Annotated in this window: 10 protein-coding genes and 1 pseudogene; 4 read left to right on the forward strand and 7 right to left on the reverse strand. The window is 67.9% G+C overall.

Annotated elements, in window-relative coordinates:
• Window positions 1-18 precede the first annotated feature (18 nt).
• Window positions 19-759: an alpha/beta fold hydrolase gene (locus ACVWWN_RS13010; RefSeq protein WP_457144269.1), complete on the forward strand. Its 741-nt coding sequence runs from the start codon at window positions 19-21 to the stop codon at window positions 757-759.
• Here the strand turns inward: ACVWWN_RS13010 and ACVWWN_RS13015 are convergent.
• The 6 genes from ACVWWN_RS13015 to metG all read right to left on the reverse strand — a co-directional run bounded on the left by ACVWWN_RS13015 (window position 698) and on the right by metG (window position 7,850).
• Window positions 698-1,960, reverse strand: coding sequence for an aminodeoxychorismate synthase component I (locus ACVWWN_RS13015; RefSeq protein WP_457144270.1), 1,263 nt, complete (start codon window positions 1,958-1,960; stop codon window positions 698-700). The two genes, ACVWWN_RS13010 and ACVWWN_RS13015, sit on opposite strands and share 62 nt — an antisense overlap.
• Before the next feature lie 20 nt (window positions 1,961-1,980).
• On the reverse strand, window positions 1,981-2,883 hold the full coding sequence (sigJ, locus tag ACVWWN_RS13020; protein WP_457144271.1) for an RNA polymerase sigma factor SigJ: 903 nt from the start codon (window positions 2,881-2,883) through the stop codon (window positions 1,981-1,983).
• The gene (locus tag ACVWWN_RS13025; protein WP_457144272.1) at window positions 2,880-4,091 is read right to left on the reverse strand and encodes an NAD(P)/FAD-dependent oxidoreductase; all 1,212 of its coding nucleotides are present in this window, start codon (window positions 4,089-4,091) and stop codon (window positions 2,880-2,882) included. The genes sigJ and ACVWWN_RS13025 overlap by 4 nt, the downstream gene beginning before the upstream one ends.
• 52 nt (window positions 4,092-4,143) lie before the next feature.
• A complete protein-coding gene (locus ACVWWN_RS13030; protein ID WP_457144273.1) occupies window positions 4,144-5,043 on the reverse strand; it encodes an RNA polymerase sigma-70 factor in 900 nt (299 codons plus the stop codon).
• Window positions 5,040-6,212 (reverse strand): NAD(P)/FAD-dependent oxidoreductase, encoded by a 1,173-nt coding sequence (locus ACVWWN_RS13035; protein WP_457144274.1) that lies wholly within the window; start codon window positions 6,210-6,212, stop codon window positions 5,040-5,042. The genes ACVWWN_RS13030 and ACVWWN_RS13035 overlap by 4 nt, the downstream gene beginning before the upstream one ends.
• 102 nt (window positions 6,213-6,314) lie before the next feature.
• On the reverse strand, window positions 6,315-7,850 hold the full coding sequence (metG, locus tag ACVWWN_RS13040; RefSeq protein WP_457144275.1) for a methionine--tRNA ligase: 1,536 nt from the start codon (window positions 7,848-7,850) through the stop codon (window positions 6,315-6,317).
• Between the two features lie 16 nt (window positions 7,851-7,866).
• Here metG and ACVWWN_RS13045 point away from each other — a divergent pair, with 16 nt between their 5' ends.
• The 3 genes from ACVWWN_RS13045 (at window position 7,867) to rsmA (ending at window position 10,934) form a co-directional block, all read left to right on the forward strand.
• Window positions 7,867-8,739, forward strand: a complete 873-nt coding sequence (locus tag ACVWWN_RS13045; RefSeq protein ID WP_457144276.1) for a TatD family hydrolase — start codon at window positions 7,867-7,869, stop codon at window positions 8,737-8,739.
• Window positions 8,740-8,820: 81 nt separating this feature from the next.
• Window positions 8,821-9,948 (forward strand): transglycosylase family protein, encoded by a 1,128-nt coding sequence (locus ACVWWN_RS13050; protein WP_457144277.1) that lies wholly within the window; start codon window positions 8,821-8,823, stop codon window positions 9,946-9,948.
• Complete coding sequence (gene rsmA / locus ACVWWN_RS13055; protein WP_457149109.1) at window positions 9,945-10,934, forward strand: 16S rRNA (adenine(1518)-N(6)/adenine(1519)-N(6))-dimethyltransferase RsmA; 990 nt, start codon at window positions 9,945-9,947, stop codon at window positions 10,932-10,934. The genes ACVWWN_RS13050 and rsmA overlap by 4 nt, the downstream gene beginning before the upstream one ends.
• Before the next feature lie 118 nt (window positions 10,935-11,052).
• Here the strand turns inward: rsmA and ACVWWN_RS13060 are convergent.
• A pseudogene (locus ACVWWN_RS13060) lies at window positions 11,053-11,237 on the reverse strand (IS1380 family transposase); the annotation flags it as partial.
• Window positions 11,238-11,295: the final 58 nt, after the last annotated feature.

Consider the following 11,295-nt stretch of genomic DNA (forward strand, 5'->3'; position numbering starts at 1 on the left):
GGCGGCGTTGGAGGAGTCATGACATTGCCCGCTCTCGTCCTCATCCACGGCGGCGCGCACGCGGGCGACTGCTGGGACCTGACGGTGGACGAGATCCGTCGACTGGAACCCGAGCTGCGGGTGCTCGCGGTCGATCTGCCGGGCCGGCGGGGAAAGCCCGGTGATCTCCGCGCCGCCCGCATCGCCGCCTGGATCGAATCGGTGGTCGCCGACATCGAGGACACCGGACTCGGGGACGTGGTCATCGTCGGCCATTCGATGGCGGGATTGATTGCTCCGGGCGTGGTGACGAAGCTGGGCGCGCCGCGGGTCCGTGAGCTGATCCTGGCCGGGGCCTGCGTGCCGCCCGAGCGCGCCGCGATGGTGGATGTGGTGTCCCGACCGGCGGCATTCGTCGCTCGACGCAACGCCAGAAAGGGTGCGCCATATGAGTTTCCCCGAGTGGCGGCCAGATTCATGTTCCTCAACGGCGTTGGGCGTGACCGCCGACGGTTCATGGCGGGACGGTTGTATCCGGAGTCCGCGCAGATCCCGCTGGAGACGGTGTCCCGAGGCGCGATGCCCGAAAATGTGCCGCGCACCTGGATTCTGACGAAACGCGACCGCACCCATCCACCGGCAGAGCAGCGTGCGAGCATGGAGGCGATCGGGGGAGTCGATGACGTGATCGAGCTGGACACCTGCCACGGGCTGATGGTCAGCGAGCCGGAACGGCTGGCCGAGATACTGGTCGAGCGCTGTCGGTCGCGATCGTCCTGACGAGCGGTGCGGCCTTGTGCAGGCACTCGTCCCACTCCCGGTCCACATCGGAGTCGGCCGTGATCCCGCCGCCGACCCCGAGAACCGCCGACCCATCGGCGCCGAACTCCACCGTCCGGATCGCCACATTGAGCTCGCAGCCCGCGATGGGCGATGCCAAACCGATAGTGCCGCAATAGACCCCGCGACGTCGCGGCTCCCATCCCACCAGGAGCTCACGGGCGCGGCCCTTCGGAGTACCCGTCACCGATGCCGGCGGGAACGTCGCGTCGAGCACCGTCCGCATCGGCACGTCGGCGCCGACACGCGCGCACACCGTCGATACCAGGTGCCACACCCCGGGTGCCGGCTGCACGACGAGCAACTCGGGCACCGTCACCGACCCGGTCAACGCGACCCGGCCCAAATCGTTTCGCACCAGGTCCACGATCATGATGTTCTCGGCGACGTCCTTGACCGAGGCCAGCAGTTCCGACGGGTCCGCGTGCCGGGGCAGCGTGCCCTTGATCGGGCACGACGTCACCGCGTCGCCTCGCCGCCGCAGGAAAAGCTCGGGCGACAGCGACGCGACGGCGCCCCACTCGCCCGCCAGGTATGCGGCACGGGCGGGGGATGTCCGCGCGACGGCGTCGACGAAGAAGTCGATCGGTTCGCCGTCGAGCCGGCCCGCGAACTGGGTGCAGACACAGGCCTGGTACACCTCGCCCGCGGTGATCGCCTCCAGGCAGTCACGCACCCCGCGGTGATGCGCCTCACGATCGGCTCCGCGCCACGGGATGTGGAAGTTGCCCGGCGCCAAGGGGTTTCGCAGTCCATCGATTATCCAGGGCGAAATTGTTGCCCCCGAGAGGCTTTCGTACCACCAGTGACCATCACGATCCTGGCGGAGCACACAATCCGCCCATCCGCCCGCCGCCTCCGGAACCCGCGGGCCCAACCCGTCGGCGCCCGCATCCGGGTAGGACAGATAGCCGAACCACCCCCCGCCGACGGCGTCGCCTCCCGCGCCCGGCGGCACGTCGAAAACCTCGCCTGCGTCCACCGCCGCCACCGCCAGCGACGGCACGATGACGGCGCCCGAGCCGAACCAGTCGCCGATCAGTGCGGCGGTCGGCGGCAGCCCGGCACCGGCGGCGCCGGCGGCGACGGCCCGCAGCACCGCCGGAGCGGTGCCCAGGTCGCCGAGGCGCTCGATTCGCACCGGTCAAGCGTGACAGAACCTCACCGGCTGATCACCCGCGGGACCAGGATGGAGGCCAGCTTCTCCGGGTTCCGCATGGCGTAGAAGTTGGTGATCTTGCCGTCGATGATCTCGAGCAGGAACACCCCTTCCAGATGATCCCCGCGGTAGACCACGACGGCCGGAGCGCTGTTGCAGATCACCGACTCGAACCGGATCTCCGGCATGCGGCGTGCCGCGCGGAACAGGGCGCCCATCACGGCCGCCACCTTCCTGGCCCCGACCACCGGCCGCTGGGTCGCCGTCGCCTTTCCGCCGTGATCGGCGGTCCAGGTGGCGTTCGGCGCGAGGATCGCGAGCAGGCCGTCCATGTCGCCGGTCGTGGCCGCGGTCATGAACTGTTCGGTGATCTGCGTAGTCCGCGCCGAGTCGGCGGGCGCGAACCGCCGACGTCGCGCCTGCACATGCTCGCGAGCGCGATGGGCCACCTTGCGCACCGTCGCGGGCTCTTTGCCCACCGCTGCGGCGATCTCGTCATAGTCGAAGTCGAACACCTCGCGGAGCACGAACACGGCCCGCTCGTCCGGGCTGAGCGTCTCGAGCAATACCAGCATGCCCATCGACACCGATTCGGCCAGCACCACGTCGGCCGAGGCGTCACGGTCGTCGAGCAACAGCGGTTCGGGCAGCCACGGCCCGATGTAGTCCTCACGGCGGCGGGCGCTGTCCCGCAGCGCGTTGAGCGCCTGCCGCGTCACCAGTTGCGCCAGATACGACTTGGTGTCCCGCACGGTCGCAAGGTCCACATCGGACCACCGCAGATAGCTGTCCTGCAGCACATCGTCGGATTCCGTTGCCGAACCGAGTATTTCGTAGACGATCGTGAACAGCAGCGGCCGCAGATGGGTGAACCGCTCGGCGTGCTCGCTGGACGAGATGGTCACGGTTTCGCGACCGCCTGCGGCGTCGGGGCCCACCGGGTGGGACGCTCGCCACTCTTCAACCAGAACGCCGATCCGGGCTTGCGGGCCTCGCGGCGGATGCTCCACACGGTGCCCTTGCAGACCGCCTCCTTGGCCCAGGCGACCACACGTCCGCCGACGAAGGCGTTCACCGCCGTGTCGTTCCTGCGGGCGGGCTGGATGACGGCGGCGTGCCGGCCGAGGCTGACGCAGGAACCGAGGAAGCCCACGTCGATGCGAGCCGGCTCCGTGCCGGCGATGCGGCTCAGCACGGTGTTGGCCGCCTGTGGGGCAAGCTGCGACGCGGACTGGCAGCTCATCCGAACCGGCTGGTCCGACGGTGACGCGGCATCACCGGTCGCGACGATGCGCTGATCGTCGACGCTGGTCAGCGTCTCGTCGGTGAGCAGCCGGCCCAGCGCGTCGGTGCGCAGCCCGCTGGCCGCAGCCAGTTCCGGCACACCGAAGCCCGCGGTCCAGACGGTCAGCGCGCTCGGTCGCACCGCGCCGTCAGCGAAGACCACGGCATCGGCGCGGACCTCGGTCACCACGTCGCTCTCGAGTACCGTGACGCCGAGTCTGCACAGCCACTTGCGGACCGACCGCCGTCCGGGCTCCGACAGCGTGGGGACCACCCGGCCGCCGCAGACCAGCGTGACGGCATGGCCCTGTTCGGCCAGCTCGGCTGCGGTCTCGGTGCCCGTCAGGCCCGCGCCGACGACGGTGATCGGGGCGCCGGGGGCAAGCTCGTCGATGGCGTTGCGCAGCCGCTGCGCAAGCTCGAATTCGGCGATCGGATAGGCGAATTCGGTCGCGCCGGGCACCGATGCCGGCACGGCGCCGGTGCTGCCGACCGCGTAGATTACGTAGTCGTAATCCAGCTCGCGGCCCGACGCCAGCGCCACGGTGCGCGCTGCCGTGTCGATCCGCGTCGCGCTGTCGACGACGAGGTGCACGCCCTCGCCGAGCAGTGTGCCGTAGTCGACGGTGACGGTGCCGGTGCCCGCCACCAACTGGTGCAGCCTGATCCGTTCGACGAACTTCGGGCGGGGGTTGACCAGCGTGACGTCGGTGTCGGCGCGCGCCCGCAGATGGTTGGCCGCAATGGTGCCGGAGTAGCCGCCGCCGATGACGACGACTTTCGTAGCCGCGGCGAGCCGCGAATCGTTTGTTGCGTTGTGATCAGTCATGCCCTCAAGACACCACCGGCGGCGTATATGTGACAGAACGTGATGTGGGTCACTACCGGCTGATCTGTCGTCGACGGTCGACGCCGACCAGCTTGTCCGGATTGCGCATCACGTAGAAATGGCTGATCCGTCCCTCGGTGAGCTCGATCATGATCACGCCTTCGAAGTTGTCGCCCAGGTACAGCTTGAAGGCGGGCGAGTTGTTGTACATGGCCGGCTCGATGCGCCCGGCTTCGCCGGCCACGCGGACCAGGCCGATGATCACCCTGGCGACCCGCTCGGCACCGCGTACCGGCTTGCGGGCGGCGGTGACTTTTCCGTCGCTGTCGGCGGTCCACACGACATCGTCGGTGAGCATCGCCAACAGCCCGTCGACGTCTCCGGTCGATGCGGCCGCGAAGAACCGCGCGGTGATCTCCGACGAAAGCTTGGGATCGACAGGGTCGAATCGCTTGCGGCGGGACTGGACATGGTCCCGCGCGCGGTGCGCCATCTGACGCACCGCGGCGGCGGACTTGCCGATCGTCGAAGCGATCTCGTCGTGGCTGAAGCCGAACACCTCGCGCAGCACGAAAACCGCGCGCTCGTCGGGGCTCAATGTCTCCAGCACGACGAGCATTGCCATCGACACCGACTCGGCGAGCACCACATCGGTCGAGGCGTCCTTCGCGTCGAGCAGCAGCGGTTCGGGCAGCCAGGGTCCGATGTAGTCCTCGCGGCGTCGGGACTGAGCCCTCAGCGCGTTGAGCGACTGCCGGGTGACGAGCCGAGCCAGGTACGCCTTGGTGTCCTGCACCGTCGTGAGGTCGACGTTGGCCCATCGCAGGTAGCTCTCCTGCAGCACATCATCGGATTCCGTTGCGCTGCCTAGGATCTCGTAGGCAATCGTGAACAGCAACGGCCGCAGCAGGACGAACCTTTCGGCGTGCTCGTCACCCGGCGTGGTGGTCATGGGATGGCGACCTCCGCCGTCGCCAACTGCTCGTGACGGTCGGGGCCTTTGACCCACGTGTACGAGCCCGGCTTGGCCGCCTCGCCGCGCATCCACCTCAACGTCTGCCTACACACCTGCTCCTTGATGAGCGCACCGGTGCGTCCGCCGGCGTAGAAACGTGTCGGAGAGTCGTCGGTGTGGCCGAGCTGCACGGTGCCGGCACCACGGCCGAGGCTGATGCACTGCGCAAACATCGCCTGGTTCACGCCCCGAGGATCGCTGCCCGCGAGGCGCGACAGCACCGTGTTCGCGGCCTGTGCGCCGAGCGGCAGCGCGGCCTGGCAGCTCATCCGGAACGGCAGACCCGACGGTGCCGCCGCGTCGCCGGCGGCGATGATGCGCGGATCGTCGACACTGGTCAGCGTCTCGTCGGTGAGCAACCGGCCCATGGTGTCGGTGGTCAGCCCGCTGGCCGCGGCGAGCCCGGGAACACCGAAGCCCGCCGTCCACACCGTCACGGCGCTGGGCAGCTCACGCCCGTCGCCGAGTGCCACCCGGTCGGCGGCCACGCGCGAGACGATGGCGCCCTCGATGACCGCGACGCCCAACTTGGCCAGCCGCTTGGCGACCGAACGACGCCCAGCCCGCCCGAGTGACGGTCCCAACACGTTGGTGACCATCGTGACCGGACGTCCCGCCTCGGCCAACTCGGCCGCCGTCTCGATTCCGGTGAGCCCGCCGCCAACCACCACCATCGGAGCCGACGCCGACACATCCCCCAGCCGGTGGGCCAACCGCTGCGCCTGCTCGAGTTCGCTTATCGGGTAGGCGAACTCGGCGCCACCCGGGATAGCGGCCGGGACGGCGCCGGTGCTGCCGACGGTGTAGATCAGGTAGTCGTAACCAAGCGACTGACCCGAGGCCAGCTCGACGCGCCGGGCGGCCGCGTCGATATGGGCGGCTTCGCCCACCACCAGGCGCACTTCGTCACCCAGCACGGCCGAGTAGTCCGCCAGCGCGTCGTCGCTTCCGGTGACGAGTTGGTGCAGCCGGATCCGCTCGACGAACGCCGGCCGGGCATTGACCAGCGTGACGTCCAAATCGTCGCGCCGGGTCAGTCGGTTGGCGGCCATCACGCCGGAGTATCCGCCGCCGAGCACGACGACGCGGGTGTTCAGTTTCGTCACTTCTGTCTCCTCGGGACATTCGGCTCGTCCTGTGAGCCGGTCTGCCCCCCAGACACCGCGCACCTCCGGAGTGTGACGATCCACGTCCGGATGTGCCCTATATCACTGCACCTGGTAGCGCGGAAACACCCCGACCGGGGCCGGCAGCGCGGTCCCCGGCGCCAGCCGGGTGCCGATCGCCAGGAACGAGCACTGGTCCGCGGGCTGGCCGAGCAGCTCGAGCAGCTTGGCCATGGACTCGGGCATCACCGGCTGGCTCAGCAGCGCCGCAATCCGCACCGTCTCCAGCGTCGTGTAGAGCACCGTCCTGAACCGGTCGGGATCGCTCTTGCGCAGCACCCACGGCTCCTGCGCGGAGAAGTACTTGTTCGCCGCCGCCAGCACCGACCAGATCGCCTCGAGCGCCAGATGCATGGCCGTGGCGTCGTAGTGGGTCCGCACCCGCTCCAGCAGCCCGTCGGCGGCCGCCAGCAGGTCGAGATCGTCGCCGCTGAATTCGCCGGGTTCCGGGGCGACGCCGTCCAGGTTCTTGGCGACCATCGACAACGACCGCTGCGCCAGGTTGCCCAGCTCGTTGGCCAGGTCGGCGTTGATGCGGCCGATGATCGCGTCCTCGCTGTAGCTCCCGTCCTGCCCGAACGGCACCTCGCGCAGGAAGAAGTAGCGCACCTGGTCCACGCCGAAGGTGTCGACGAGGTTCATCGGGTCGACGACGTTGCCCACCGACTTGCTCATCTTCTCGCCCCGATTGAGCAGGAACCCGTGCACAAAGACTTTGCGCGGCAACTCGATTCCCGCCGACATCAAGAACGCGGGCCAGTAGACGGTGTGGAACCGGATGATGTCCTTGCCGATCATGTGCAGATCGGCCGGCCAGAACCGGCGGAACAGCTCCGAGTCGGTGTCGGGGAAGCCGACACCGGTGAGGTAGTTGGTCAGCGCGTCAACCCACACGTACATGACGTGGTCGGGGTGGTCGGGCACCGGCACACCCCAGTCGAATGTGGTGCGCGAGATCGAGAAATCGCGCAGCCCGCCGGAGACGAAACTGACCACTTCGTTGCGCCGCACGTCGGGCTCGATGAACTCCGGATGAGCCTGGTAGTGCGCGAGCAGCCGGTCGGCGTAGGCCGACAGTTTGAAGAAGTAGGTCTCCTCCTCCATCCACGTCAATGGTGCGCCGGTCTCGGTGGCCAGCCGGGCGCCGTCGGGGCCGACGCTCGTCTCGCCCTCGGTGAAGAAGCGTTCGTCGCGTACCGAGTACCAGCCGGAGTAATTGCCGAGGTAAATGTCGCCAGCCTCGTTCATCCGGTTCCAGATGTCGATGGAGGCGTCGATGTGGTCCTCGTCCGTGGTGCGGATGAAGCGGTCGAAGGAGATGTTGAGCCTCTCCTGCATCCGCTCGAAGACGTCGGAGTTGCGCTGCGCCAACTCGGCGGTCGGGATGCCCTCAGCCGCGGCGGTCTCCGCCATCTTCTGGCCGTGGACGTCGGTGCCGGTGAGGTATCGGACGTCGAAGCCGTCGAGCCGTTTGAACCGCGCGATCGCGTCGGTGGCGATGTATTCGTAGGCGTGTCCGACGTGGGGGTCGCCGTTGGGATAGGCGATGGCTGTCGTTATGTAATACGGCTCGCTCATTTGGTCTCACCTTATTGTGTGGCGGGTGAGTGCCGAAGCGTCCCCGCCCTCCGCCCGGCGACCCGCGCCGCCGCCACCGGAGCCACTGGTCCCGTTGATCGACGCCCATACCCATCTCGATGCGTGCGGAGCCTCCGACGCCGCCGGCGTGCGGGCGATCGTGGACCGTGCCGCGGCGGTCGGGGTCGGGGCCGTCGTCACCATCGCCGACGATCTTGCGTCGGCGCGCTGGGTGACGGAGGCGGCCGGCTGGGATGACCGGGTCTACGCCGCCGTCGCGCTGCACCCGACGCGGGCCAACGCGCTGACCGAGGAGGCCAAGGCCGAGATCGAGCGGTTGGCTGGGCACCCCCGGGTGGTGGCGATCGGCGAGACCGGCATGGACATGTACTGGCCGGGCCGGCTCGAAGGCTGCGCCGCGGCTGCCGACCAACGCGACGCCTTCGCCTGGCACATCGATCTGGCGAAGCGAACCCGCAAGCCGTTGATGATCCACAACCGTGACGCCGATGCGGAGGTGCTCGACGTGCTTCGTGTGGAGGGTGCACCCGAGACGGTCATCTTCCACTGCTTCTCGTCGGACGTCGCGATGGCACGGACGTGTATCGACGCCGGCTGGTTGCTGAGCCTGTCCGGCACCGTCAGCTTCCGCAACGCCCGCGCCCTGCGTGAGGCCGCACCGTTGATCCCGCCCAACCAACTGCTCGTGGAGACCGATGCGCCGTTTTTGACCCCGCACCCGTATCGTGGCGCCCCGAACGAGCCGTATTGCCTTCCGTACACCGTGCGAGCGCTTGCCGAAGTCGTCGACCGTCCCGCAGAAGTGATTGCGCGGGAAACCACTTCGACGGCCCGACACGCCTATGGGCTGGCGAGTTGCCGCCCCTAGGCTTGTTCGTTACCGTGTCGTGATCGAACGGGGGGAAGCGGCTCGTCCGTCAACCGTCCGATAGTCGGGATAAAACACGTTTTGAATACTTTGCACAAGCTCCACCAAGAGCGCTCGCCAGCGCTGCGTCTTCTCGTCGGTGCGTTACTGCTCGCACTCACCTTTGCTGGCGGCTTTGCTGTCGCCGCCCGCAAGACGGTCACGCTGACCGTGGACGGCGCGCAGATGACGGTCGCCACCATGAAGTCCCGGGTCATCGATGTCGTCAAAGAGAACGGGTTCGACGTCGACCAACGCGATGATCTGTACCCCGCGGCCGACCAGCCCGTGCATCAGGCCGAGACGATCGTGCTGCGTCGCAGCCGGCCGCTGCAGATTTCGCTGGACGGCGAGCGAAGCCGCCAGGTGTGGACGACCGCAGCGACCGTCCAGGAGGCACTGGCCCAGCTGCAGATGACCGACAAGGCTCCCGCCGCGGCGTCTCGCGGGAGCCGCGTCCCGCTATCCGGGATGTCATTACCCGTGGTCAGCGCCAAGACCGTGCAGCTCGACGACGCCGGAGTGGTCCGCACAGTGCGGTTGGCCGCCCCGAATGTCGCCGGTCTGCTGCAGGCCGCCGGCGTCCCGCTCGAGCAGCGCGACACCGTGGTTCCCGCGGCGTCCTCGCCGGTGACCGACGGTATGCAGATCCAGGTGACCCGTATCCGCCTGGAGAAGCTTGAGCAGCGCATTCCGCTGCTGCCGGCCAACAAGCGCATCGACGACCCGACCATGAACATGAGCCGTCAGGTCGTCGACGATCCCGGAGGTCCCGGTGTTCAGGACGTTACATTTGCTGTCGCTAAGGTAAATGGGGTCGAGACCGGCAGGCTGCCAGTAGCCAATGTCATTATCACGCCGGCCCGCGACGCCGTGCTCCGGGTAGGTGCAAAGCCGGGGACCGAGGTGCCGCCGGTCAGCAATGGAGCCCAATGGGATGCGCTAGCACATTGCGAATCGACGGGTAACTGGGCCATCAATTCGGGCAACGGTTTCTACGGCGGAGTGCAATTTGATCAAAATACCTGGGAGCGGAACGGTGGTCTGAGGTATGCTGCGAGGGCGGATCTGGCAACGAGAGAAGAGCAGATCGCGATTGCTGAGGTCACTCGGGCGCGTCAAGGTTGGGGTGCGTGGCCCGTGTGTAGCGGGAGAGTGGGGACGTCCTGACAATCCGACTACTCGGGCGAACCGAGATTCGACACCTGGCGAAAGAGATTGATTTCCGGCCACGCAAGTCGTTCGGCCAGAACTTCGTCCACGACGCCAACACCGTCCGTCGCATCGTATCTGCGTCCGGCGTGCACCGCCATGACAGCGTCCTGGAGGTCGGTCCGGGCCTGGGATCGCTGACGTTGGCGCTGCTGGACCGGGGCGCGCGGGTCACCGCTGTGGAGATCGATCCGGTGCTGGCGCGGCAGCTGCCCAAGACCATCGCGGAGCATTCCCACAGCGAGATCAACCGCTTGACGGTGCTCAACCAGGACATCGTGACTCTCAAGCAATCGGACTTGATCGAGCAGCCGACGGCGCTGGTGGCGAATCTGCCATACAACGTCGCCGTCCCGGCGCTGCTGCACCTGCTTGCCGAGTTCCCCACCATCCGGACCGTCATGGTCATGGTGCAGGCCGAGGTCGCCGAGCGTCTGGCGGCCGAACCCGGCGGCAAGGACTACGGCGTGCCCAGCGCGAAGATCAGGTTCTTCGGCAATGTCCGCCGTTACGGCATGGTCTCGCCGACGGTATTCTGGCCCATCCCGCGGGTGTACTCGGGTCTGGTCCGTCTCGACCGCTACGAGGTTTCATCGTGGCCCACCGACTCGGATTTCCGGGAGCAGGTCTTCAACCTCATCGACATCGGTTTCGCGCAGCGCCGCAAGACGTCGCGCAATGCCTTCGCCGAGTGGGCGGGCTCGGGCAACGAGTCGGCGAGCCGTCTCCTCGCGGCGAGCATCGACCCGTCACGGCGCGGTGAAACCCTCAGCATCGCGGACTTCGTCCGGCTGCTGCAGCGCTCGGGCGGCGTCGAGCAGCCGGCGCCGATCAGGGCGCCGCAGGTGCAGCAGGTACTCGAGCCGCAGGTGCAGCAGGTCCATCACGTGATCGAACAGCCCGAGCAGTCCGAGCACGAAGCTCACGACGTTCGGGTGATGTAGGCCCTCGATCCACCCATCTGGCCGGTGACCCGATCGTGCAGACAGCGCGTTTGCCGGCGACCACCAGCGCCGCGCGTTCGATGTCGACCGTGATCGCCCTCTCCGGAGGTTCTGTTCGCCCGATCCTGGTGTGGCCGTCAACCGGGCGCAGTCGTGAGTCGACGTCGCCGCCGAACGCCCGCGTATCGTCGCCGGCCAGCAACCAGGTGGTCGCGCAGCATGGGTTCCAGTTGACGGGCGTGGCCGAACCTGAACTCACGCAACAGGCTTCCGACTGTCGAGGGCGCACACTCCACCGAATAAGTGATCTCATCGTTGGCCGACCGGGCCGTGAGCCCGCCCGGTCGCTGCACGCCCCCGG

This window comes from Mycobacterium sp. URHB0021, assembly GCF_054057895.1.